At 38.3% G+C, this 23,346-nt stretch carries 24 protein-coding genes and 1 pseudogene; 13 read left to right on the top strand and 12 right to left on the bottom strand.

All coding sequences use genetic code 11. The annotated features are described in order from the left end of the window. Nucleotides 1-33: 33 nt before the first annotated feature. Nucleotides 34-1,236 (top strand): glycosyltransferase family 4 protein, encoded by a 1,203-nt coding sequence (locus CFPU101_RS01025; protein ID WP_206813480.1) that lies wholly within the window; start codon nucleotides 34-36, stop codon nucleotides 1,234-1,236. A 73-nt stretch (nucleotides 1,237-1,309) separates the two neighbouring features. Here the strand turns inward: CFPU101_RS01025 and CFPU101_RS01030 are convergent, their stop codons facing one another. Continuing rightward, nucleotides 1,310-2,182 (bottom strand): zinc metalloprotease HtpX, encoded by an 873-nt coding sequence (locus CFPU101_RS01030; RefSeq protein ID WP_206813481.1) that lies wholly within the window; start codon nucleotides 2,180-2,182, stop codon nucleotides 1,310-1,312. Nucleotides 2,183-2,327: 145 nt separating this feature from the next. Between CFPU101_RS01030 and CFPU101_RS01035 the strand changes: the two genes are divergently transcribed. Then, nucleotides 2,328-3,407 carry a CIA30 family protein gene (locus tag CFPU101_RS01035; RefSeq protein ID WP_206813482.1) on the top strand — a complete coding sequence of 360 codons (1,080 nt, stop codon included), beginning with the start codon at nucleotides 2,328-2,330 and terminating at the stop codon, nucleotides 3,405-3,407. A gap of 3 nt (nucleotides 3,408-3,410) precedes the next feature. Here the strand turns inward: CFPU101_RS01035 and CFPU101_RS01040 are convergent, their stop codons facing one another. The 4 genes from CFPU101_RS01040 to CFPU101_RS01055 all read right to left on the bottom strand — a co-directional run bounded on the left by CFPU101_RS01040 (nucleotide 3,411) and on the right by CFPU101_RS01055 (nucleotide 6,767). After that, nucleotides 3,411-3,935 carry a cytochrome gene (locus tag CFPU101_RS01040; RefSeq protein ID WP_206813483.1) on the bottom strand — a complete coding sequence of 175 codons (525 nt, stop codon included), beginning with the start codon at nucleotides 3,933-3,935 and terminating at the stop codon, nucleotides 3,411-3,413. Between the two features lie 63 nt (nucleotides 3,936-3,998). Continuing rightward, nucleotides 3,999-4,919 (bottom strand): MoxR family ATPase, encoded by a 921-nt coding sequence (locus CFPU101_RS01045; RefSeq protein ID WP_206813484.1) that lies wholly within the window; start codon nucleotides 4,917-4,919, stop codon nucleotides 3,999-4,001. 39 nt (nucleotides 4,920-4,958) lie between these two features. Beyond that, a complete protein-coding gene (locus CFPU101_RS01050) occupies nucleotides 4,959-5,882 on the bottom strand; it encodes a bifunctional riboflavin kinase/FAD synthetase (protein WP_206813485.1) in 924 nt (307 codons plus the stop codon). A gap of 39 nt (nucleotides 5,883-5,921) precedes the next feature. After that, nucleotides 5,922-6,767, bottom strand: a complete 846-nt coding sequence (locus CFPU101_RS01055; protein WP_206813486.1) for an MBL fold metallo-hydrolase — start codon at nucleotides 6,765-6,767, stop codon at nucleotides 5,922-5,924. A gap of 304 nt (nucleotides 6,768-7,071) precedes the next feature. On the opposite strand from CFPU101_RS01055, the gene acsF reads away from it, so the two are divergent. Beyond that, nucleotides 7,072-8,148, top strand: coding sequence for a magnesium-protoporphyrin IX monomethyl ester (oxidative) cyclase (gene acsF / locus CFPU101_RS01060; protein ID WP_206813487.1), 1,077 nt, complete (start codon nucleotides 7,072-7,074; stop codon nucleotides 8,146-8,148). Nucleotides 8,149-8,228: 80 nt separating this feature from the next. Next, a complete protein-coding gene (locus CFPU101_RS01065) occupies nucleotides 8,229-8,420 on the top strand; it encodes a CPXCG motif-containing cysteine-rich protein (RefSeq protein ID WP_206813488.1) in 192 nt (63 codons plus the stop codon). A 206-nt stretch (nucleotides 8,421-8,626) separates the two neighbouring features. Here the strand turns inward: CFPU101_RS01065 and CFPU101_RS01070 are convergent, their stop codons facing one another. The 3 genes from CFPU101_RS01070 to CFPU101_RS01080 form a co-directional block, all read right to left on the bottom strand. After that, nucleotides 8,627-8,809, bottom strand: coding sequence for a hypothetical protein (locus CFPU101_RS01070; protein WP_206813489.1), 183 nt, complete (start codon nucleotides 8,807-8,809; stop codon nucleotides 8,627-8,629). Between the two features lie 519 nt (nucleotides 8,810-9,328). Beyond that, nucleotides 9,329-9,613 carry a hypothetical protein gene (locus CFPU101_RS01075; protein WP_206813490.1) on the bottom strand — a complete coding sequence of 95 codons (285 nt, stop codon included), beginning with the start codon at nucleotides 9,611-9,613 and terminating at the stop codon, nucleotides 9,329-9,331. After that, nucleotides 9,603-9,830, bottom strand: a complete 228-nt coding sequence (locus tag CFPU101_RS01080; RefSeq protein ID WP_242577728.1) for a BrnT family toxin — start codon at nucleotides 9,828-9,830, stop codon at nucleotides 9,603-9,605. Before CFPU101_RS01080 ends, CFPU101_RS01075 begins: the two co-directional genes overlap by 11 nt. A gap of 209 nt (nucleotides 9,831-10,039) precedes the next feature. Here CFPU101_RS01080 and CFPU101_RS01085 point away from each other — a divergent pair, with 209 nt between their 5' ends. The 5 genes from CFPU101_RS01085 to CFPU101_RS01105 all read left to right on the top strand — a co-directional run bounded on the left by CFPU101_RS01085 (nucleotide 10,040) and on the right by CFPU101_RS01105 (nucleotide 16,235). Further along, complete coding sequence (locus CFPU101_RS01085) at nucleotides 10,040-11,881, top strand: fatty acyl-AMP ligase (protein WP_206813491.1); 1,842 nt, start codon at nucleotides 10,040-10,042, stop codon at nucleotides 11,879-11,881. Beyond that, the gene (locus CFPU101_RS01090; protein WP_206813492.1) at nucleotides 11,878-13,101 is read left to right on the top strand and encodes a glycosyltransferase; all 1,224 of its coding nucleotides are present in this window, start codon (nucleotides 11,878-11,880) and stop codon (nucleotides 13,099-13,101) included. Before CFPU101_RS01085 ends, CFPU101_RS01090 begins: the two co-directional genes overlap by 4 nt. A 459-nt stretch (nucleotides 13,102-13,560) precedes the next feature. Further along, nucleotides 13,561-14,589: a DUF389 domain-containing protein gene (locus CFPU101_RS01095; protein WP_206813493.1), complete on the top strand. Its 1,029-nt coding sequence runs from the start codon at nucleotides 13,561-13,563 to the stop codon at nucleotides 14,587-14,589. Between the two features lie 133 nt (nucleotides 14,590-14,722). Beyond that, nucleotides 14,723-15,430 (top strand): Crp/Fnr family transcriptional regulator, encoded by a 708-nt coding sequence (locus CFPU101_RS01100; RefSeq protein ID WP_206813494.1) that lies wholly within the window; start codon nucleotides 14,723-14,725, stop codon nucleotides 15,428-15,430. Nucleotides 15,431-15,569: 139 nt separating this feature from the next. Then, on the top strand, nucleotides 15,570-16,235 hold the full coding sequence (locus tag CFPU101_RS01105) for a DUF2232 domain-containing protein (protein ID WP_374191922.1): 666 nt from the start codon (nucleotides 15,570-15,572) through the stop codon (nucleotides 16,233-16,235). Between the two features lie 174 nt (nucleotides 16,236-16,409). Here CFPU101_RS01105 and CFPU101_RS01110 read toward each other — a convergent pair. Beyond that, nucleotides 16,410-16,841, bottom strand: a pseudogene (locus CFPU101_RS01110) (helix-turn-helix domain-containing protein); the annotation flags it as partial. Between the two features lie 179 nt (nucleotides 16,842-17,020). Here CFPU101_RS01110 and cobT point away from each other — a divergent pair. The 4 genes from cobT (at nucleotide 17,021) to CFPU101_RS01130 (ending at nucleotide 20,652) form a co-directional block, all read left to right on the top strand. After that, nucleotides 17,021-18,106, top strand: a complete 1,086-nt coding sequence (gene cobT, locus CFPU101_RS01115; RefSeq protein ID WP_206813496.1) for a nicotinate mononucleotide-dependent phosphoribosyltransferase CobT — start codon at nucleotides 17,021-17,023, stop codon at nucleotides 18,104-18,106. A gap of 84 nt (nucleotides 18,107-18,190) precedes the next feature. Next, entirely contained in the window at nucleotides 18,191-19,150 is a 960-nt protein-coding gene (locus CFPU101_RS01120) for an orange carotenoid-binding protein (protein WP_206813497.1), read from the top strand. A gap of 160 nt (nucleotides 19,151-19,310) precedes the next feature. Then, the gene (locus tag CFPU101_RS01125) at nucleotides 19,311-19,637 is read left to right on the top strand and encodes a hypothetical protein (protein WP_206813498.1); all 327 of its coding nucleotides are present in this window, start codon (nucleotides 19,311-19,313) and stop codon (nucleotides 19,635-19,637) included. Between the two features lie 121 nt (nucleotides 19,638-19,758). Then, on the top strand, nucleotides 19,759-20,652 hold the full coding sequence (locus tag CFPU101_RS01130; protein WP_206813499.1) for a sulfotransferase: 894 nt from the start codon (nucleotides 19,759-19,761) through the stop codon (nucleotides 20,650-20,652). 32 nt (nucleotides 20,653-20,684) lie between these two features. Here CFPU101_RS01130 and CFPU101_RS01135 read toward each other — a convergent pair whose 3' ends face one another. From CFPU101_RS01135 to CFPU101_RS01145, 3 genes are all read right to left on the bottom strand, one after another. Further along, a complete protein-coding gene (locus CFPU101_RS01135; RefSeq protein WP_206813500.1) occupies nucleotides 20,685-20,876 on the bottom strand; it encodes a DUF2949 domain-containing protein in 192 nt (63 codons plus the stop codon). Between the two features lie 269 nt (nucleotides 20,877-21,145). Further along, complete coding sequence (locus tag CFPU101_RS01140) at nucleotides 21,146-22,036, bottom strand: M23 family metallopeptidase (protein ID WP_242577705.1); 891 nt, start codon at nucleotides 22,034-22,036, stop codon at nucleotides 21,146-21,148. Between the two features lie 6 nt (nucleotides 22,037-22,042). Then, on the bottom strand, nucleotides 22,043-23,341 hold the full coding sequence (locus CFPU101_RS01145) for a homoserine dehydrogenase (RefSeq protein WP_206813501.1): 1,299 nt from the start codon (nucleotides 23,339-23,341) through the stop codon (nucleotides 22,043-22,045). Between the last annotated feature and the right edge of the window lie 5 nt (nucleotides 23,342-23,346).

Raw genomic sequence — 23,346 nt, forward strand, 5'->3', positions numbered from 1 at the left:
GTTCCTACCCTAATTTTTTTGAGAATTTAGCAAATGCGTATACTATTTTTACATCCCAATTTTCCCGCTCAATTTCGTCATTTAGCGACTGTATTGGCGCAAGACCCCAAAAATCAAATCGTTTTTGGGACAATGAGCAAACAAGGAAATATCCAAGGTGTGAGCAAAGCTATTTATGAACCGAACCGTGAACCCTCTCCTCAAACTCATCCCTATGTCCGTAATTTAGAAAGTGCTGTCCTTCAAGGCCAAGCTGTGTATCGCGTCGCTCAACAGTTGAAAGCACAAAACTTTGATCCCGATATTGTCTATGCTCATTCTGGGTGGGGGCCAGGATTATTTATTAAAGATGTTTTTCCTAAAACAAAATATTATGCTTATTTTGAATGGTTTTATCATGCTCATGGCTCCGATGCTGATTTCAATCCAGATGATCCCCTTGATGCCGATGGCGAAGCAAGAATACGAGTCAAAAATGCAGCAATTTTGTTAGATTTAGTGAGTTGCGATCGCGCTCTTTCCCCGACACAGTGGCAAAGACAACAATTTCCAAAAGAACTACAAACTAAAATCAAAGTCCTTCATGATGGCGTTGATACAAACTTTTTTCACCCCATACCTAATAGCAAACTCGTTTTACCATCCATTAATTTAGACTTATCGGGTGTCGATGAAATTATTACCTATGTAGCACGGGGGATGGAACCCTATCGAGGCTTTCCCCAATTTATGCAGGCTGTTTTAGAGATCCAGAAGCGTCGTCCTAAGAGTCATGTTGTCGTTGTCGGTAACGATCGAGTTGCTTACGGTAAAACACTTCTGGGCGGCAAAACTTATAAACAATTGATGCTAGAAACCTTACCCTTAGATCTCTCTCGTTTACACTTTACAGGATTATTACCCTATACAGATTACCTGAAAGTTTTACAAGCGTCATCGATTCATATTTATTTAACCTATCCTTTTGTATTATCTTGGTCAATGCTCGAAGCAATGGCGACAGGCTGTTTAATATTAGGATCAAATACACCACCTGTCACAGAACTTATTGAAGAAGGAAAAAATGGTTTATTAGTTGACTTTTATTCACCGTCCCAAATTGCCGACAGAGTAGATGAAATTTTTAATCACCCAACTCGGATGGCAGAAATTCGAGAAAGAGCCAGACAGACCATTGTTGAGAATTACCATTTAGATGATTTACTTGCTCAACATCTAAAATGGTTACTGAGTTAATTTAATTTTTTAAGATACAAGGGGTTTGGTCGCTTTTGTGTTAGGTTTTGGAAACCAAATCCCTACAGAATTTTTAAGTTAAAAATGTAGAATTCAGTTCAGCTTCGAGTTTCATTAAATTCTCGATTCGTGCTTCAGTTGTTGGATGGGTAGCAAATAAATTTGCTAAAAATTGACCCGAAAAAGGATTAATAATCAGTAAAGGCTCAAAAGAGGGATTAGCTCGTAGTGGAATTTGTCGGCCAATGGTTTCTAGACGTTGTAAGGCTCTGGCTAAAGCTCTGGGATTACCTGTCAGTCTTGCTGAACCTGCGTCGGCTTCAAACTCACGAGTTCTTGAAATTGACATTTGAATGACACTCGCGGCTAAGGGAGCTAAAAAGATGGTTAACAGTAAACCTATCGGATTTGGCCCGCCTTCTCGTTGAGAGCGCGAATTCCCCATATACATCATGCTATAGCTGACGGTTTGAGCCAAAAAGGAAATCGCACCCGCGATCGTTGCTGCTACTGCTTGTGTCAGCGTGTCACGGTTACGGACATGGCTTAATTCATGGGCTATGACCGCTTCTAACTCATCTGCGGGTAATAAATTTAAAATCCCTTGGGTGACAGCCACCGCCGCGTGTTGGGGATCTCGACCTGTTGCGAAGGCGTTGGGGGCATCAGTTGGCACGATAAACAGGGTAGGCATCGGTAAACCTGCTTTTTGGGTCAGATTTTGTACCATTTGGTAGAGTTCGGGAGCATCTTGTGGGCTAAGAGGTTGTGCTTGATAGGCGGCTAAGGCAATGCGATCGGAAAAATACCATGAGCTAAGATTGGTCACTGCTGCAATGACAACCCCTGTAATTGCGCCCGTCCACCCACCAATCAACCAATAACTCACAGTGATCAATAAGGCACTTAAGAAACCTAATAAAGCGACTGTTCTAAGTTGATTCACGTTTGATATTCTCCTTTGATTAAACACACTGAAAAATTAATTAATATCTTTTATAATTATATTAATAGCTAATGATTAAAATTCATTTATTGTCAATAAAAATTAATCTTTGGTAGTACGCTATTTTGAGGAGAATCAAAAAAGAATGAAAAATAAAGAGCGAACACGATGGGATCTAAATCGTTTTGTTCAAACCTTAAATTATTTTGAAATTATTCCTTTTATTGGTCGTTTACCAAACTGGTTAAGTTCAGGAAATGCCGTTCAAAAAGTCAAGGATCAGCTAATGGGTGTTATTTTAGTTTTAGGAAAAAGTTCAGCAGTAAAAACAGAAGTTATTAACCAACTTTTAGCTAAAAATTATCAAGTCCAAGAAACAATAGAACAAAAACCCATTCAACAAATATCAGGAATCATTTGTTGTGTTGAGTCTGAAGTTGATGAACAAGAAATAAGCCAAATTATAGAATTGACGAAAAAAGAGGTTATGACTGGAGAAAAAATCCTTTTTGATTTTACTAATCCTAACGAAAATATTAGAGAAATTTGGGGCGCGGTGGATGATGTTGTGATGGGGGGTGTTAGTGAAAGTAATATTCGTTTAGTGAGAGAAAAAGCCGTTTTTTCAGGTAATGTAAAAATCGAAAATAATGGCGGTTTTGCCTCAGTCAGAACCCGTAATTTTAATCCTCCTTTGGATTTATCGAATTATGAAGGAATTGAATTACGCGTCGAAGGAGATGGCAAACGTTATAAGTTTATTACTCGTTGTGAGGGAAAATGGGATGGCTTAAGTTATTGCTATTCTTTTGATACGATTTATAATTTTCCGCAAACGATCCAAATTCCTTTTAAAGATTTGATTCCTGTTTTTCGGGCTAAAACGGTTAGAGAAGCGGAGGAATTTGATTCTAGTCGCGTTTATTCATTTCAATTAATGCAAAGTAAATTTGAATATGATGGGGCTTTGAATCCTCGTTTCTCACCTGGTTTATTTGGTTTGGAGATAGAATCTATTAAAGCTTATGGAGCAAAACAAAACACCTCACAATTAATTTTAGTCACCGAAAATTTGAATACCAATATTGAGTCAATCATTAAAAATAGTGGTGTGTTTTATACCATTGTTCATTATTCTCCTAATTCATCAACTTCACAAATTACTAAAACTTGTCTTCAAGCTTTAGAAAAACCTGAACTTTGCCAGCAAACCGTAGAACTATAATTTTTACGGTGCATCTTTCCATTGTGGGGTTAACGTTTGATAATCATATTGTTGCGCCCCAGGATGACAGAGAATGCAGCTTCTATGACTGGCGGGTTTAGGTAGATCAACACGAGGATGAAGGGCTTTAAAATATCGAGATTGTGTTACATATAATGGCATCGGTTCATCGATATTTAAAGGCCGTGAATAGGCATTCAAATAATTCCAAATCATCAATTGAGTCACACTGATGATGTCATTGAGAGATACCCCGTAATGAACGTCTGGTTTTTCTAGGAGTCTACGCCAAGTTTGTGTCGGTAAAACTTCTGCGGGTAATGGCACATGACAACCTGAACAAGTCTCTACATATAAAGCTTGTGCTTCCTGAAAGCGTCCAGTAGCGGGATCAACAGGCCTGTAACCATTTTCAGGAGAATTAACGGCATTTGCGGTTACACACCCTAAAATGATGGTAAAGCAGATGATCGCTCCTAAAAGAAAGACAAATTGAAGACGATTAAAGAATCTTGAAAAATAGGACATTACTTACCGTCTACTGAATAGTCACTTTTTTTACTTTAGACGGTAGAAAGCCGATTTGTCTGCCTAAGCTGCCACTTTTTCGATAGGAATCGATTCTAAAAGTTTGCGTACAATTGTATTAGTTTGACGACCACTCATCGGGAGAAGACGATGGGAAAAGACATAAGGCACTAGGTATTTAACATCATCAGGAATCACATAATCTCGGTGTTCGAGGAACGCATAAGCTTGAGCCGCTTTTTGTAATACAATTGTTCCTCTAGGGCTAATCCCTAAACGAATCTCATCATGATGGCGCGATGCTCTAACTAAATCTAAAATATATTGTTGTAGAGTGGCGGTTACTTTAACTTGATTGACTTGCCGTTGTAATTCTCGCACATCTTCTAAAGACAGACAGGGTTTTAATTCCTCTAAGTTGGTTTGTCCTTGATGCTTTTGTAACATCATTAATTCTTCTTTTTCGGTGGGATAGCCTAAACTCAATGACACCGTAAAGCGATCCATTTGGGCTTCGGGTAGTGCAAATGTTCCCTGATGTTCGATGGGGTTTTGAGTGGCAATGACAAAAAACGGGGGTAAGATTGATCGAGTTTCCCCATCAATGGTGACTTGTTTTTCTTCCATCACTTCCAGCAAAGCGGACTGAGTACGAGGAGTAGCGCGATTAATTTCATCGGCAAGTAAAATATTGCTAAAAATTGGGCCAGGTAAAAACTCAAATTCTCGTTTATTAGGGTTCCAAATATTCGTACCCGTAATATCAGTAGGCAGTAGATCGGGTGTACACTGGATTCGTTGAAACCGTCCATTAATCGAACGTGCGAGAGATTTGGCTAACAGCGTTTTGCCGACTCCAGGAACATCTTCTAGTAACGCATGACCTCCACTGAGTAAAGCAACCAACACTAAACGAACGGTATCCGTTTTTCCTACAAAAGAATAGCTGAGGTTATCAATTAAATCGTCAATCTTGTGTCTCATAGATTTGTTTGAGTGTAAATCTATTGTTAGATTGCCCAATTATGCGCGTAAAATCTCTCTTGCTTGGTTACAGTCTTGTTCAATTTGTGTTTTTAAAGCTTCTAGAGAGGAAAATTTTTGTTCTGGACGCAAAAACTTTTCTAAACTAACGGTGAGGGTTTGTCCGTATAGATCCCCTTTCCAGTCAAGTAGATGAACTTCGATCGTTGGTTTTTCTCCTGCTACGGTGGGACGACAACCAATATTCATGACACCTGCCAAGATTTGGTCATCTTCTAAAATTACTTTGACACAATACACGCCAAAACGGGGTAATAATTTTTCTTCTGGTACTGATAGATTAGCCGTTGGAAAACCGATCGTTCTGCCAATTTGTTGACCTTGTACGACCGTTCCCACAAGACTATAAGAACGTCCTAACATTTGCTTCACTTGTTCTGTATCACCATCGGCTAACGCTTGACGAATGCGAGAACTACTGATGCGACTGTCTAGACAGGTTTTAAGAGAATGGATCATCACTTCTGTACCGAGAGGTTCGGCGATCATTTTTAATTCCTCTGCGGTTCCAGAACGTTGATAACCAAAGCGAAAATCTTGTCCGACACTGATTTGTTTTGCTTGGAATAAATCGAGTAAAATGTCTTTAACAAACTGTTGCGGACTTAAAGCAGCTAATTCTTGATTAAAGGGAATCAAAATCAGTTGTTCGATGCCTAAACGGTCTAAAATTTTGACTTTTTCGGGAATTGGGGTTAAAAGTTGCCGTTTTTGACCCCTAAAAAATTCTTGCGGATGAGGACAAAAGGTAACAACCGTTGAATGAAGGGAAGTCGAAGTGAGATTAGCCGACAAAATGGGTTCAAAAACGCACTGATGACCGAGGTGTATGCCATCAAAGTTACCTAAAGCGATGGCATTGGGGGTCAAAATCGGATCAGTTAAAGAAGTTACGATGTACACGTTTACATTTTTACACAATTTTGTTCTAGTTTAGTCGGCTTAGGGATAAAGTTCGATCGCTAAACCTTCTCTAGCTAAAATCGTTTGGGGAAAAGCGAGAGACGCTTGTTTACCAATTTGGTCTAAACAGAGATCATCATGAGAAGGATCATGATGAAATAACACTAACTGTTTAACATGGGCCGCTTTAGCAATTTTTACCGCTTCTTCCCAAGTCGAATGACCCCAACCGACTTTAGTTGAACGTGGATCATAATATTCTTCGTTTGTATAAGTCGCGTCTATAATTAACACATCGGCTTGATGGGACAACCGTAGGACATTTTCATCGAGTTGATCAGGATAATGCTCTGTATCAGTGACATAAACGGCACTTAAACCATTCCAATTAATACGATATCCGATCGCTTCACCAGGATGATTTAAACTAGCTGTATCGATTGATACTTCGCCAATTTGAAACGTTTCCCCTGCTTCTAAATCATAAAATTGTAAATCGGCTTGCATGATCTGAAGCGGTACTGGGAAATTTGGATGTAACATCTGATCATGAAGACGTTGTCTAATTGTCGCCTGATTGGGTGCTGGTGCGCCATAAATTTTAAACTCATTCCCTTTAACAAAAGCGGGGATAAAAAAAGGAAAACCTTGAATATGATCCCAATGAGAATGAGTAAACAATAAATGTCCTTTCACGGGCATTTCGGACAATAAAGACTGTCCCAACATCCGTAACCCCGTTCCTCCATCAAAAATCAGTCTTTCGCCACCTACTTGCATTTCGATACAAGATGTGTTACCGCCGTAGCGCACGGTGTCTGATCCAGGACAAGGAATACTCCCTCTGACTCCCCAAAATTTAATGTGGAATCGGTTGTGTAGCATAGGCGAAGCATCACAAAATGGCAAAACTGATTCTATTTAAAGTAGTCGCAAATAATTCCATTAAAGCATCAAATTTTCGGAAACGCTTGATAGATTTACTTAAATAGTCTGTCAATTTTGGAGCCATAAGTGCCAAAATTTACAAATCTCAGAATTTTGTTGTAACTTTTTACAAACAATCGACTAACTCTGGTCATAGACCTTGGTAGACTAAAACCTAGCCAAAAAATGGCTTTGTAATTATGTCTTTTCACTATACGATCCATAAAGGTCGCACAATCAACCTAAAAATCCTTTTAAAAATATGGTAAACACACTCAAAAAACCAGAATTTGAGGAACTTCGCCCCGGTATCAAAGTCCCATCTAAAGAAACCATTCTAACCCCTCGCTTTTACACTACAGACTTTGAAGCGATGGCTAAGATGGATATTTCCGTCAATGAAGACGAATTAAAAGCCATTTTAGAAGAGTTTCGGATTGATTATAACCGTCATCATTTTGTACGGGATGAGGAATTTAATCAATCTTGGGATCATATCGACGGGGAAACTCGCGCTTTATTTGTCGAATTTCTGGAAAGATCCTGTACAGCCGAATTTTCTGGATTTTTACTCTACAAAGAATTAGGAAGACGGTTAAAGGATAAAAGTCCTCTTTTGGCTGAGTGTTTTAACCTGATGTCTCGTGATGAAGCGCGTCATGCTGGTTTTCTCAATAAAGCACTGTCTGACTTTAATTTATCTTTGGATTTAGGATTTTTAACCAAGAGTCGTAAATATACGTTCTTTAAACCTAAATTTATCTTCTACGCGACTTATTTATCTGAAAAGATTGGTTATTGGCGTTATATCACGATTTACCGTCATTTAGAAAAACATCCCGAAGATCGAATCTATCCGATTTTCCGCTTCTTTGAAAATTGGTGTCAAGATGAAAACCGTCACGGTGACTTCTTTGACGCTGTGATGAAAGCGCAACCCGATATTCTCAATGATTGGAAAGCTAGACTTTGGTGTCGTTTCTTCCTCTTATCGGTTTTTGCGACGATGTATCTCAATGATTTACAACGTTCTGACTTTTATAAATCTTTAGGTTTAGATGCGCGTGAATATGATAAACACGTCATCGAGAAAACCAACGAAACCGCAGCACGAGTTTTTCCTGTAATGATAGATGTTAAGCATCCTAAGTTCTACAAATCTTTAGAAACTTGTGTCACCAATAATGAGCAATTACGGGCGATCGATGCTTCTTCTAGCCCGAAACCTGTGAAATTCCTCCGTAAGCTTCCTTTATATGTTTCTAACGCTGTAAATCTAATTGGTTTGTATTTTATCAAACCGATTCGGATGGATCATTTACATGGACAAGCTCGTTAATTTCTCTAAGTTAAAATTGAAGTTCTACAATAAGGATTCCGCCTGATCGCGGGATCTTTTTTCACTCTTAAATAACAATTATGCAAACAACATCCGATTATTCTTGCGCTTTTTGTGGCGAAATCAATACAACTTTTGTCGATATTAGTGGGGGATACGAACAATCTTATATCGAAGATTGTCAAGTGTGTTGTCGTCCCAATATTCTGTATATTCGAGTTGATGAAGATACTTTAGATATCGAAATTGATAGTGATTATGAAGAAGGTTAACTGGATTAAATTATCGATCTTGTTCTATCATCAATTTTAGTTTTTTTTAAATCAACGATCACACTTCATGAACCCACCATACGCTCACTCTTCCAATTTAGTCGATCTTCTTTGCTACAGGGCGCAAGAACAAGCAGAACAAATAGTGAACAATCTCACTCAACGCTTCTTCAATGATTTTTTCACTGACTTCTTGAGTAAGAAGTTTATTCATTGGTTAATTGCGTAGTCGGATTATGTAGCTCAATACCCTGTTTTTGAGCTTTTTCTGCCATGCGACGGATATATATTCTTCTGGCCTCTACACCATCTGGGGTATCTCGATGAGACACGATATAATGCGCTAACTCATCACGACTCATCTGCTCGAAATTCGATTCACTCATCATTAATTGCCTCCCGAAAAATCGTCCTCATCTAAAAAAGAACATCAGGGTAAATGTAATAAGCCTTCGTCAGTTGCCAATCTGATGAATTAAGTGGAGTACCGAAAATAGCCAAGTAACATCCAGAGTAAAAACTATTGGGGTCTGGAGCAAAATCCTAGAGCAGTCCACTTTGTTGCCAATTGGCTTGTATCAGTTCGTAAAGTTGCCTCAGTTGATTTTCTGTTGGTTCCATCCAACCTCAAAAAACTCTAATTATAGATTATCAAGAATTTCACTTGATCGGTTCAAGCAGTTCGACCTATAACTGATAAAGTCCAGATATAAGTTAATTGCTAAATGTCTTAATGCGTTTGTAAAAAGTTTGAAGGCTGAAAAATCTTGAAAAAAGCGATGTATCTTATTTGATAATAAACCTTAGTTTTGATAAATCGAAGCGATCGCATTTCATGAACCAATCCTTAGCTCACTATTCCAATTTAGTCGATCTTCTTTGCTACAGGGCGCAAGAACAGGCTCAAGCTAATTGTGAACAATCTCACTCAACGCTTCTTCAATGATTTCCTCACTGACCCCTCGTCGTTTTAAATTAGCAATTAAAGCGGTTACTGTTTGGCTTTCCATTCGTTCTAAATCTTTACGCAATCCTTGACCAATATAAGCACGAATTAAGGGTTGATATCCAGAAAAACCGAGTAATGGTGCAAGTTGCTTAAGGTCTTCTAACACATCTTCAGGAATACGAATTGTGATACTCGTCATTGGACGGTTTTTATCTAATCTCTTTTTCAGTGTTTCATATTTCATAATCTTCTCGCTCATTCGTCGTTGCTTTACGGGCTGAAATAATTCGGATTGTCTCATCTTCACGCTCAATGTGAACTACATAAAGCAGATTCCATCGACTATCTATACCAATTACTGCATCTCTTGTTTCACTATTGCGACTAGCATCAACGACAACTAGAAAGGGATCAAAAAATGCTTCCGTCGCTTGTTGAAATGTTACTCCATCATGTTTGATCGGATTAACTCTTGCTTTTTCTTCATTTCAGACAAAAGTAATACTGTTTAGCACGAAATACACGTCCATACTTCGTAAGTATAAAAGAAATGTATTTACATTGTCAATACGTTTGTGAAAAGTTTGAAGGCTGAAAAATCTTGAAAAAAGCGACGTATCTTATTTAATAATAAATCTTAGTTTTGACGAATCAATCGCGATCGCATTTCATGAACCAATCCATAACTCACTATTCTAATTTAGTTAATTTGTTACGCTACAGGGCGCTCTCCCAAGCCGAACAAATAGCTTATCGTTTTCTACAAGATGGGGAAACCGAAAAAGCAGCAATTACATATCATGAATTGGATCGAAAAGCAAGAGCGATCGCTGTTCAACTTAAATCATTGACTCATTCTGGTTCAACAGCCGTTATTATCTATCCCTATGAATCAGGTTTAGAATTTATTGGCGCATTTATGGGGTGTTTGTATGCGGGAATTATTGCAGTTCCCTGTCATCCTCCCATGAACCGTCATGCTTATTATGACCTACAACTCCGTCTCGCTTCTTCGGGGGCCAAGGTTATCCTCACTGAAAAAAGTTTACTATCTAAATTACAAAATCAACTCACTACACCTGATCTTAACTGGTTCGTAACCGATGATTTATCTCTAGAAACTGCTTCAAACTGGACACATCCCGATATTAGTCCTGATACGCTGGCTTTTTTACAATATACTTCGGGTTCAACGGGACAGCCGAAAGGTGTCATGATTACCCATGATTGTATTATGCACAATCAACAGATGCTTAAACTCGCTTTTGGTCACAATGAAACATCGGTGGGTGTGGGATGGCTACCTTTATTCCATGATATGGGACTCATTGGCAAAGTGATTCAAGCGTTGTATGTGGGTCGTCCTTCAATTTTCATGTCACCTGTTGCTTTTATTCAAAAACCGATTCGCTGGTTACAAGCTATTTCTCAGTACAAAGCTACTACCAGTGGCGCACCGAATTTCGCGTTTGACTTGTTGTGTCGTCATGTCACACCAGAACAACGAGATGATCTTGATCTTAGCAGTTGGGATGTGGCTTTCTCTGGTGCCGAACCGATACGAGTGGAGACGATGAATCGATTTTACGAATTTTTTTCGCCTTGTGGGTTCCGTCGAGAGGCTTTTTATCCGTGTTATGGAATGGCCGAAGCAACGTTATTGATATCGGGGGGACAAAAGACGGAGTTACCTATTATTAAATACGTCAATGAAGCTGCTTTAGAAGAAAACAAAGTTATCACGACAAACCAAGAAAAGAAAGGTTATCGCGTGATGGTCGGATGTGGACAAGCTTGGTTAGATGAACAGATTATTATTGTAGATCCAGATACATTAAATCGTAGAACAGAAAATCAAGTTGGAGAAATTTGGGTATCGGGTTTAGGTTTAGGAAAAGGTTACTGGAATGACCCCGAAAAAACTGCCAATACGTTCCATGCTTACACCAAAGATACAGCCGAAGGGCCATTTTTACGGACAGGTGATTTAGGCTTTTTACAGGGGGGTGAGTTATTTATTACAGGTCGTCTTTATGATGTATTGTTATTTTGGGGTTTTAATCACTATCCCCAACATATCGAGGAGACTGTAGAAAACTCTCATCCTGCATTTAGAAAAAATTGTAGCGCGGCTATAGGTGTGGAAATCGAGGGAGAAAATAAACTCGTTATTGTACAAGAAGTAGAACGAACCTATCGACAGTCTATTGTGATTGATGATTTGATTGAGTTGGTTCGATGGGCTGTTTTTGATAAACATTTTGTCAATCTTTATGCTTTTGTTTTAATCAAAACGGGAAGTATCCCCAAAACGTCTAGTGGAAAAATTCAGCGTCATTTGTGTAAAACCAAGTATCTCGATGGTAGTTTAGATATGATTAGTGAGTGGCATTCTCCCCAAAATGCAGCAACGGATCTGACTTCAATTCTCAAACGCTATTTTAATCCGAAAACACATCTTAGAAGATATTTTACGCTGGCTAGAGGAAAAATACGGCGGTTATTTTTATGAAAATTGCAATCATTAGTTCTGGTTTTCTTCCTGTAGTTGATGGGGTGACCGTGACTCAACTTTATCGACTACAAAAATTGAGCGAATATAATCATCAGGTTTTATTATTCTGTCCCGACTATCAACCTTTAGCTCAAGTTTATCCAAATTGGCAAGATTATACAGGCGAAATTTACTCAAATGTTAAAGTTATTAATCTTCCAAGTACATCATTTGTTGGTTTAGATTTTGAACAAAATGTCAGTCAGTCATCCTATCAAATTATTTTACAAGAATTAGAAAAATTTCAACCCGATATTATTCATGTCGATGAACCTGAACGTTTATGGTTAGGATTTTTCAAAGTTTCTGGAATTGATTATTCTAAACGAGTTGGTATTCCATGTGTTAGCTTTTTCCATACCAATTTTGTTGAATATATGGATGATTATTTACCAATTCCATCTATTTTAATCAAGGGTTTGCAATTGGTGATGAAACGTCATCGAAAAGGAATTTATAATGCTTATGATGCTACTTTAGTTTCTAGTCGAATTACGGCTGATGATTTAGCTAAAACAGGAGTCAACAATATTATTTATGGTCAGTTTTTAGGAATAGATACTCGTCGATTTGCTTCAGTTGTTCGAGATAAGAAATTTTGGCAGAATAAATATAATATTTCAGATATTGAAAATAAAGTTAAACTGATTTTCTTGGGACGTTTATCTCCCGATAAAAATTGGAGGTTTACACTAAATGCTTTAACAAAGTTAGATTGTTCTAATTTGGCTTTAATTATTGCTGGTGATGGAGAGATGCGAGAAGAAATTACGTCTAAATTCAAACAAATTACTTCAAATGCTTACTTATTAGGTCGAATCTCTCCTGATCATGTTCCAGAACTTTTAGTTAATAGTGATCTTCATGTAACAACTTCAGAAAAAGAAACGACTGGACTAACCGTATTAGAATCGTTTGCTGCTGGAATTCCCGTTATTGCACCTCGTGCAGGTGGTTTTATCAATAGTTTTAAAGATGGTGAAAACGGATTTTTATACAATTCAAGTGATGCTGATGATTTTATTGAGAAACTAAAGTTATTGATAGATAATTCTGATTTACGTCACACAATGGGAATTAAAAGTAAAGAAAGTATAATTAATTATAGTTGGGAACAAGCTGTCAAAAATTTATTAAAAGTTTGGCAACAGGAAATAGAGAAGAAATCTAATCAATAAAATAATGTAAGTTCAGGCAGATATGAATTGTATTTTATGCCTTATTTAGTTTTTTGGATGCGTCCGACTTTAATTGTTCCTCAAATTATTTAATCTGTTGTCACAATTATTAGTATTATTACTTGTCAATCTAATTTAGCCAGTGCAATTCTTTGTATTTCTTATTTGACGGGTGCTGATAAGTTTGTTATTGCTTCAATGCTAATGATTTGTTTTGCTTTAGGACAGACGGTTATCAGTCTCAATTTTAGTGAATCAGGACAAGAAAAATTAGCCACAAGTCTAGATTTGTGGATGCAGTTTCTTTATTTTATTTTTTTATTATATTAATATTTTATTCTTTTAACTTAGATTAAAAATTCTAGCGAAACAATTCTTTAAAATAAAAGCTCTTAAAATTTGATGAGCGAAGTTAGAATATAAATAATCAGTCTTTTGTTTAATATTATAATATGTAACATGATCGAACAGACACAAAAAATAAACAATCAACTTTTATCTGCTGGTGAATTAGCTCATGTTTTAGAAGAAAACTCATTAGCTTCAGTAAGTTTTTATTCTCTATTAGCTTTAGCTACTACTATTGCAACTTTTGGGCTTTTGGGAAATAATGCAGCTACGATCATTGGTGCAATGATTGTTGCACCTTTAATGAATCCTATTGTTAGTTTAGCCTATGGGATTATTACAGGTAAGAAAAATTTACTTAAACAGTCTCTCTTTACACTTTCGACTGGAATAGTTGTCGTTATTTTGCTCGCTTATTTACTGAGTGAATTAGTCGGATCAAAAGTAGTTGGTTCAGAAATTGTTGGACGAACTGCCCCTAACCTAATCGACTTAGGAGTTGCTATTGCTTCAGGCTCGGCAGCAGGATTAGCCCTTTCTAATCGTAACATTTCTAATGCTTTACCTGGTGTTGCGATCGCAGTAGCTTTAGTACCACCTTTGTGTGTTGTTGGGATTGGTTTAGCATTAGGAAATAATGCAATTGTTGATATTACTTTAAATCGCCGCTTAAATGATAGTTTAGATATTCCAACAGGAGCTTTTTTACTTTTTTTAACTAACTTAGCGGGCATTATTCTCTCTGCTGGTACTATTTTTGTTTTAGAAAAATATGGTGTTTTACGCAAATCTCTTCTGGGATTGTTGATTACCTTAATTACCGCTATCCTTGTATCTCTACCTTTAAACTATCGCTTGCAGGAATTTTTATTAACTAACAAAGTTTTTCAACAAATCAATCAATTTGCTACAGTTTACGCTCAGGAGAAAGTTTGGGTGACTCAAATTGATGCTCAAGATATTTATGTAGATCAACAAAAAGACAATATTTCAGTTTCCTTAAGCGTTACTGCTCCAAAAGATGCTATCTCTAAAGGAGATGTGACGCAATTAGAAAAATTTTTAACGGAACAAAACAAGAAACCTGTTACTCTTGAAATGCGAGTATTGCCCTTTGAGGTTTTTAAAACTAAACCCTAGCGTCTTTAATTCGTGAATTTGCGTAAATTTCTCTAGAGCTTTATGTTAATTTTCCTCGGCTAACTGTGTATTCTAACGATAGAGATGGTCTTAATTATCCTAGCCAAAGCATCCCCCATCTCTTGCTAAGTTTATGAAACATTTGTACGAATCCCACAATAAAGAACAAGAAATACAAGAGTTAATTGACGCTACGCCTTTGTTTAAAGGCTTATCTGAAGAAATTTTAAGTCAAGTTACTACTAATGCGGTCTCTCGTTCTCATCCCGCTAACCGAGTCATCCTACTCGAAAATGACTGGGGTGGTTCAGTATATTTTATTGTTGAAGGATGGGTCAAAATTCGGACTCATAATGTTGATGGAAAAGAAGTAACCCTAAATATTGTCGGTAAAGGGGAAATTATCGGCGAAATGGCCGCACTTGAAGAAGTTCCTCGTTCAACCGATGCTATTACTCTAACTACAACGACAATTAGTAGTATTCCTGCACAAGATTTTGTCAATTTTTTAAATATCGAACCTCTAGCGGGTATCCGTTTGGCACAACTGATGGCTAAACGGTTACGTCAGTTAAACCGTCGCTTACGTTTACGAGAAGCAGACAGTTTATCAAGGGTGGTAGACACTTTGTTATTCTTAGCAGAGGGACAAGGCAAAAAAGGAATCAAAGGTCTAGAAATTCCGAACTTACCCCATCGAGAACTTAGTAGTATTAGTGGGTTAGCGCGAGAAACCGTTACAAGGTCATTGACTAAACTGGAACGAAAAGAATTGATTAGTCGAACTCAAGATATTCTTTGTATCCCAGATATGATTGCTCTAGAGCGCGTTATTGTCTAGAGAACTACAAAAAACTGTTAAGATCAAACTTTCTGATTTTTGAACAAATCTTTTGATGAATGACCCTATTGATGCTCGCTCTTTCTCTAAAGATGATTCTAATTGGGTTGATGCAGGAGAAGATGAAACATCCTCCCCAATGACTTCTATCTCTCCTAAACAACCTCCACAAAAAGTTTCACCACGAAGAACAACAACCCTCGTGATGGTCGAAACGGCTTTTTTAGCGAGTACGGCTAGTCTTATTTGGTTAATTAATTATTATTTTCCTATTGGGCCACTATTGCGGATTTTCTTTCCGATACCCATTGCTTTAGTATATCTACGTTGGGGAAATCGTGCATCTTGGATGAGTGCGATCGTTTCTGGACTGTTATTATCTGTATTAATGGGGCCGACTCGTAGCATTGTTTTTTTGATGCCCTATGGTTTAATGGGTGTTCAATTAGGGGTATGTTGGCGACGGGGCGCACCTTGGTTATTTTCGATTCTTACAGGGGCTATCTTAGGTGCTTTTGGCTTATTCTTCCGATTTTGGTTATTTTCCATCCTTTTAGGCGAGGATCTCTGGACATTCGTGATTACACAAATCACAGAATTAGCGGAATGGATTTTTCTAAAGTTAGGTTTGCTGGCTATACCAAGTTTTGAACTGATTCAAGTGTTAGCGGTTAGTACGATTTTCTTAAATAGTTTATTGTATTTATTTACCGTTCACTTGGTGGCATTATTGGTACTAGACCGTTTAGGAAATCCGATACCTCGCCCTCCTCAATGGGTACAAGCTTTGTTAGATTATGATTGACATCCTCCCGCCGCTAAACACTCGTTACCTTGCGCTATAGCGGGGGATTCCCAAACATCACTATTTGGGTTTCTGTTTCCTTCCCTTACGGGTTTTTTGCAACTGCCCTTTAGAGCTATGTCTATCAGGTCTTATGTTCGCTCCACAGACTGTCACCGCAAGCCCTACGGCCAAAATCTTACGGCTGGCATTGATATCTCGGTCGTGGATTGTCCTGCATTCTGGACATTCCCACTCTCTGATATTCAATTTAAAAGCCGAACGGGTAAACTCAGCATTTCCCCCATTTCTTTTCTTTTTAAAATTGGGATATTTAGCTCGTTTAGCCCAGAAGTTTTCAAACGCTTTGCTCAAATGGCGCAACGTTTGCTGAAGTGGCACACAACTAACCTCGTTCAAAAAAGAAAGCTCAGGCTCTTTTTTCCAAAGAGTCAACATCGAGGAGGTTTCGCTATACCCTACTCTCTCTTATCGCTGATACCACCCCTCGGTACGAGCCGCCAAAGCCTTGTTGTAAACCAAACGAACACACCCCATTGTCCTTGTCAAGAGTTCTTCTTGTTCGGGCGTTGGGTAAAACCTGTGTTTATAGGCGCGTTCAGTCATTTACAACACTTGATTCAACAACTCTCACATTCTAGTAAATTCAACCTGAAAAATATGTTTCAAAAGTTAAAATTGTTCGCAAGGGTAGCACTCTTGCACGCTCGACTCACTCCCATTCCTCCCACCGCTTCTCTTCCTTGTAAGCGGGCGTCTCTTGGGGTTTTAGATGAATTTAATTCATGATTGAAGTTTATACGCAGTTTCCAACTGGACAAGCTTGGTTAAAACGATATCAAGGGTGTTTACCGATATTTGCTTGTATTTTGGGCTTTACGGAAACGGGTTTGATTGCTGGTATTTCGGCTGCGGGTGCTACACCAGACGATCGCAAGTATACTGCATTAGCTGATGCAGAATTCCTAATTAATGGTACCCAACCTCACCCAACTTACCCATTACCTCCTCTGACGGTGGGTGCATCTCCTGTTTATATTTCTCGTGCAGTTATTGAATCATTCAATATTCCTGTATATTTATTTAATTCTGGTTTATTTATCCCTCCTGCTGTTCCCCATATCGATTTACAGGGAATAGCGGCGCGTTGCTTATCGACAGGGCAAGCTTTACCTTTAAATATCGTCGAACATCTTTTTAGTCAGGGAAAGGAATGGGGTGAAAAATTAGCCCAAAATGCAAAAAACAGTTATTTAATCATTGGTGAATGTGTGGTTGGGGGAACGACGACTGCTTTAAGTCTCCTCACGGGGTTAGGAATTGCAGCACACGGAAAAGTCAATAGTAGTCATCCACAATGTAATCATCAGCAAAAATGGTTAATTGTCCAAAAAGGGTTACAGAAAGCAAAATTTTCTCATCCTCTCGAATTAGTAGCATCTGTCGGTGATCCGATGCAAGTTGTCGCGGCTGGAATGGCTATGACAGCAAGTCAGTCAGTCGGTGTTCTCTTAGCGGGTGGTACCCAAATGCTCGCTGTTTATGCGTTGATACAAGCTCTTAATTATCCTGTGAACTGGGAAAATATTGTAGTAGGCACAACACGATGGGTCGCAGAAGACCCCACTGGTGATACAGTCGGTTTAGCCGAACAACTGAAAACAGTTCCTTTACTCGCTACACAACTGAATTTTGCTCAATCAAATTACCCTCAGCTATTAGCATATGAGCGCGGATTTGTAAAGGAAGGGGTAGGAGCAGGGGGATGCGCGATCGCAGCCTATCTTTACGCAAATTGGACAAATGAAAAACTTGTCAAAGCCATTGAGAATAGGCTATCTAAAAATTCTCATTTAAAAAAATTATACTAGAAGTGCAAAAACAAAATCTTTCAGCATATCCCATTTCTTTACAAAACATGATATTCTGTAACTAAAGTTTACAAAGGTTCATTTATGCCATTTACGATTGATTCGGCTCGTAACATCTTTCCGAATACATTATCCGCAGATGCCGTGCCTGCAACCATCGCCCGTTTCAGTCAGCTTAGTGCAGAAGACCAATTGGCCTTAATTTGGTTTGCCTATCTAGAAATGGGTAAAACGATTACGATCGCGGCTCCTGGTGCTGCTAGTATGGTATTTGCAGAACAAACCATGAATGAAGTCCGTGCCATGACACCTCTGCAACAATCGCAGGTGATGTGTGATCTCACCAACCGTGCAGATACCCCCATCTGTAGAACCTATGCTACTTGGTCAGCGAATATTAAACTGGGTTTTTGGTATCAGCTAGGACAATGGATGGAAGATGGTAGCGTTGCCCCTATTCCTAAAGGTTATCAGCTTTCCGCTAATGCTTCTGCCGTTCTTGAAGCGATTAAAAAACTTGAATCAGGTCAGCAAATCACTGTTCTACGCAATTGTGTCGTTGATATGGGCTTTGATACAAGTAAAATGGGTAACTACACCAGAGTCGCCGAGCCTGTTGCACCTCCCCAAGATATGTCACAGCGTACCAAAGTCACGATCGAAGGTCTTACTAATCCTACCATTTTAAGTTATATGGATAACTTAAACGCTAACGACTTTGACGCACTCATTAATCTATTTACACCCGATGGAGCGTTACAACCTCCCTTCCAAAGACCGATTGTTGGGAAAGATGCTGTAATGCGCTTTTTTAAAGAAGAATGTCAAAATCTTAAATTATTGCCAGAGAAAGGAGTTTCTGAACCCGCACAAGATGGCTTTACTCAAATCAAAGTCACGGGTAAAGTCCAAACGCCTTGGTTTGGTGCAGGTGTTGGAATGAATATGGCTTGGAGATTTTTACTCAATCCCGAAGGTAAAATTTTCTTTGTCGCCATCGATTTACTGGCTTCTCCTAAAGAATTATTAAACTTTGTTCGTTAAAAACTGGTAGGGGTTTGATTGCCAAACCCTTAATCATTGATTTGCCAGTAGGGGTTTGGTTTCCAAACCCTTCATTATTTATGATGAGAAAAATTATGAGTAATTTGTTAAGTTATGCTAAGATAAACAAAGTTTAAGCTTAATATAACTATTTATAACCATGCAAGTGAGCGAACTAATCTGGTCAGAAACGGAAAAAGAAATAGCACATCAAGCTTTTAATAGAGCTTATGAGCGTGAACTAATGACTTTAATCGAATATGTTCAAGTACAAAGCCATGCCATCAAAAAAATTGATGATGTCTGGAATTTACACGACTTCTTAAGCGCGAGAAGACATCAAATCGATGGTAAATATGATTTTCGCTATTCTGTGCTTCTTTTCGTTTTCGCTGACTTACTCAAAGAAGGATGGTTGCATCAAGAGGATTTAGAGGGATTAGAAAAAGATAAACTTGCAAAAATAACTGCTTTATCACGAATCTAATTTTTTTGATTTTAAAAACATTTTTAAATGTATTTAAATTTGATTTGAATCACCAATCAATTTTAGAAAGCATTATGTTAACATTCATGGCTAGTCGTCTTCATCTATAAAATCGATAGCAATGAAACTCCCAAATTTTCTAATTATTGGTGTTCAAAAAGCTGGAACAAGTTCTATTTATGGCTATCTTAGACAGCATCCTCAAGTTTATATGAGTCCAATTAAAGAAACAAACTTTTGGACAAATATATCGAAGGATAGTCAATTGAATGAAACTTCAAGCCAGCATAAAAGAATAACCACTTTTGAGCAGTATACCCAATTGTTTGAAGGTGTTCAGGATGAAATTGCCATTGGTGAAGCTTCTCCTAATTACCTATTTCATTATCAAAGTTCTTTGGAGTTAATTCACCAACATTTACCTAATGCCAAATTAATAGCAATTATTCGAGATCCATCAGAAAGAGCATATTCTGATTATCTGATGCACATCCGAGATGCTAAATATGGTGGTAAAACTTTAGTAGAACAGCTTAAAACTAGCTCCCAGACATCTTATACTCTTTTAAAAGGTCTATATTACCAACCTCTAAAACACTTTATTGACAAATTTGGCTCAGAACAAGTTAAAGTTTACTTATATGAAGATTTATGTCAGGCTCCGATTCAATTTATGCAAGGTATGTATGAATTTTTAGGGGTAGATCCTACCTTCTATCCTGATATGTCTTACAAAGCGCAACAAGGTAAACTTCCTAAAAATCAAGCTGTTAATAATCTATTGCGAACTGATAATCCAATTAGAACAGCCGCAGCGAATACCCTAAAAATGTTTTTACCACTTGAAATCAGACAAAATATTCGGAATCAGCTACTAGAAGTTAATTCCATAGATAAAAAGCAAGTTCCTTTAAGTGCTGAAGACCGAAAACTTTTAGTAAATTACTATCGAGATGATATTTTAAAATTACAAGATTTGATTAATCGAGATTTATCAGCTTGGTTAAAATATTAAGAAAATAAGCAGAGCTTTTTCAATAATTGCTGCTAGTTGGTTTCTAGCCACTCAAAAACCTGCTGTAACTGATGAATATTAATAAATCCATACTGCCACAAGATGATCGGTAATGAACCTGCCGCCGCATCACATTGACGTACAGCGCGTTCTAGAGACGGGGAAGGGATATCCATCTCACGGTTTAGAAATTGCAGCAGTAATTGTTCTTGTTGAGCCTCCATGTGATCTTCCTGACAAATTGTCTAACTTGACGATGTGAATTTTAATCTAAAGTAATTCGGTTGATTTACCTTCCTACTGTTAGGTGATTCCATAAAACATGGTATAAATTGATACCATTTTTCATGACCAGCATTATATCATACCAGACCTTGGCTTTTTTAGAGAAGTCAAATCGCTAATTAATCCGAAGGGCGGTGTACCGAATGAGTTTACATCATTTAATCAGATGCTTGTGACAATCCTATGAAATTCTGATGAAATTCTTGCTTTATTTTGATTTGGGTTGGGAAAGAAAATGAATTTCGGCATCTTGAGCAACCCAACCAACCGATAATTTAGTACGAACTTCAAAATGGAGATGAGGAGATGAAATATCAGGTTCACCTGTTGTTCCCACTGCACCAATTACATCGCCTGTTTGCACAAATTGACCCATTTTAACGTTGACTTTACTTAAATGAGCATAACGGGTTTGACGATCGCTTGGATGATTAATCACAATGAGAATACCATAAGCCCCTTCTTGCCCAACAAAGACCACCTCTCCGCCTTCAGCGGCTAGAACAGGTGTACCTACATCCGCTAATAAATCCACACCACTGTGAAATAAACGTTGTTGCCCAATTGGACTCGGTTGCCAACCGTATTTTAAGCCAATCGGTGCCACAAACGGCAAAGGATAGCCACTCAATCCCAAATAATCTTTTTTGCTGCTACTACTCCAATTTGTCCCTGGAATAAACACAATATTCGGTGTTTTAGCACAGCCATTCAGTTCAAACAATACATCTGAACTAATTCCATAGGCTTCTCCAATATCCCTCCAAGTTGCGCCTTTTGGGGCTTGTATGCGAATACCATTAAATGGAGGAATCAGAATTTCTTTTCCGACGGGTACTGTTTTTTGTTTCAGAATCGGATTAAGTCGTAATAAGGTTTCAGGTAAAAGATTGTATTGTTGCGCGATACTTTGTACTGTTTCACCCGCTATAATTTTGTGTCGTTTGAGACGAGAAAGAACAGGAGATGGACAAAGAGGTCTATTTGGTTTTATTTGAGGCTGAGGAAAGCCCGACTGTGCTAAACCTGATTGAGCTATACTCATTAAGAACAGCCCGACTAGACATCCGCGTCGCAATACTTTTAAACCCTTCATCATGCGTTCTTAAAGCACTCTCAAAATACTGGGAATACTATGAATCGCCTCTAAACTTTTAATTTCCATGAGGGCTTGACGGAAATTGCCTTCTTTAACATTATGGGTCACCACGACAATTTCAGCTAAATTATCTTGAAAACCAACTTGTACAACCGATTCTAGACTAACATGATGTTTCCCGAAACTCGTGCCTAAATGTCCAATTACCCCAGGAACATCTTGACACAAGAAACGAGCATAAAAACGGGTCTGAAGTGCTTCAATAGGGGTCAATTTACAATAATGTTGATGGGTACAGGTCAAAAGCGGATCTAAAATTTTACCATTGCCACCACTTTCGAGGATTGCCGCAATATTCATAATATCAGAAACCACAGCACTTGCCGTCGGGCCTTCACCTGCCCCACGACCAAAAAACATGACTTGTCCAAGGGGTTCGCCTTCTACTAAAATCGCATTATACACCCCGTTAATACTGGCTAATGGGTGTGTTTTTGGCACGAATGTCGGATGTACTCTCAATTCTAGGGTATCTGATGCGTCACCTTGAGAACCTCTGGCAATAGCAAGTAACTTAATATTAAAGCCTAAGCGATCGGCATAGTTAATATCAACTGCACTTACTGAAGAGATGCCTTCACAGTAAACATCTTCGCGCTTAACACGTCCACCAAATCCCAATGACGCGAGAATAGCAATTTTATCTGCTGCATCGAGTCCATCTACATCCGCAGTCGGATCAGCTTCAGCATAACCTAATTGTTGCGCTTCGGCTAAAACCTCGTCAAAATTCGCCGAATTTTGAGTCATTTGGGTCAGAATATAGTTAGTTGTTCCGTTGACGATGCCGATAATACTATTAATGCGGTTTGCGCCAAGGGACTGTTTTAGGGGTTTAATCACGGGAATACCGCCACCCACTGCTCCTTCCAATAACACATAAACACCCGCTTCATTGGCTGCCGTATAAATTTCTTCACCATAACGTGCTATAACGGCTTTATTGGCGGTAACGATGTGTTTTCCGTTCTGAATGGCTTTTAAAATTAGGGTTCGTGATGGTTCCAATCCACCGAGTAATTCTACAACAATATCAATCTCTGGATCGGTGACAATTTCTTCTAGAGTAGTGGTGAATAAGTCAGATGATAAAGGAACGTCACGGGTTTTAGCAAGCGATTTAACTCCTACCCGATGAATGTTAATCTCTTTAACAAGTGGATTTCGGCCCACTGGATCGAGTAAAATCTTAGCGACTCCAGTTCCGACGGTTCCTAAACCCAGTAATCCAATCTTAAACGCCACAATTG

It is taken from the genome of Chroococcus sp. FPU101 (genome assembly GCF_017312365.1).
Classification (GTDB): Bacteria; Cyanobacteriota; Cyanobacteriia; order Cyanobacteriales; family Microcystaceae; genus Chroococcus.

Bases quoted from the DNA above. Each gene is read 5' to 3' on its own strand.
- CFPU101_RS01025 (WP_206813480.1), top strand. From the start codon at position 34: ATGCGTATACTATTTTTACATCCCAATTTTCCCGCTCAATTTCGTCAT.
- CFPU101_RS01035 (WP_206813482.1), top strand. From the start codon at position 2,328: ATGAAAAATAAAGAGCGAACACGATGGGATCTAAATCGTTTTGTTCAA.
- CFPU101_RS01040 (WP_206813483.1), bottom strand. From the start codon at position 3,935: ATGTCCTATTTTTCAAGATTCTTTAATCGTCTTCAATTTGTCTTTCTT.
- CFPU101_RS01045 (WP_206813484.1), bottom strand. From the start codon at position 4,919: ATGAGACACAAGATTGACGATTTAATTGATAACCTCAGCTATTCTTTT.
- CFPU101_RS01055 (WP_206813486.1), bottom strand. From the start codon at position 6,767: ATGCTACACAACCGATTCCACATTAAATTTTGGGGAGTCAGAGGGAGT.
- acsF (WP_206813487.1), top strand. From the start codon at position 7,072: ATGGTAAACACACTCAAAAAACCAGAATTTGAGGAACTTCGCCCCGGT.
- CFPU101_RS01065 (WP_206813488.1), top strand. From the start codon at position 8,229: ATGCAAACAACATCCGATTATTCTTGCGCTTTTTGTGGCGAAATCAAT.
- CFPU101_RS01070 (WP_206813489.1), bottom strand. From the start codon at position 8,809: ATGATGAGTGAATCGAATTTCGAGCAGATGAGTCGTGATGAGTTAGCG.
- CFPU101_RS01075 (WP_206813490.1), bottom strand. From the start codon at position 9,613: ATGAAATATGAAACACTGAAAAAGAGATTAGATAAAAACCGTCCAATG.
- CFPU101_RS01085 (WP_206813491.1), top strand. From the start codon at position 10,040: ATGAACCAATCCATAACTCACTATTCTAATTTAGTTAATTTGTTACGC.
- CFPU101_RS01090 (WP_206813492.1), top strand. From the start codon at position 11,878: ATGAAAATTGCAATCATTAGTTCTGGTTTTCTTCCTGTAGTTGATGGG.
- CFPU101_RS01095 (WP_206813493.1), top strand. From the start codon at position 13,561: ATGATCGAACAGACACAAAAAATAAACAATCAACTTTTATCTGCTGGT.
- CFPU101_RS01100 (WP_206813494.1), top strand. From the start codon at position 14,723: ATGAAACATTTGTACGAATCCCACAATAAAGAACAAGAAATACAAGAG.
- CFPU101_RS01105 (WP_374191922.1), top strand. From the start codon at position 15,570: ATGACTTCTATCTCTCCTAAACAACCTCCACAAAAAGTTTCACCACGA.
- cobT (WP_206813496.1), top strand. From the start codon at position 17,021: ATGATTGAAGTTTATACGCAGTTTCCAACTGGACAAGCTTGGTTAAAA.
- CFPU101_RS01120 (WP_206813497.1), top strand. From the start codon at position 18,191: ATGCCATTTACGATTGATTCGGCTCGTAACATCTTTCCGAATACATTA.
- CFPU101_RS01125 (WP_206813498.1), top strand. From the start codon at position 19,311: ATGCAAGTGAGCGAACTAATCTGGTCAGAAACGGAAAAAGAAATAGCA.
- CFPU101_RS01130 (WP_206813499.1), top strand. From the start codon at position 19,759: ATGAAACTCCCAAATTTTCTAATTATTGGTGTTCAAAAAGCTGGAACA.
- CFPU101_RS01135 (WP_206813500.1), bottom strand. From the start codon at position 20,876: ATGGAGGCTCAACAAGAACAATTACTGCTGCAATTTCTAAACCGTGAG.
- CFPU101_RS01140 (WP_242577705.1), bottom strand. From the start codon at position 22,036: ATGATGAAGGGTTTAAAAGTATTGCGACGCGGATGTCTAGTCGGGCTG.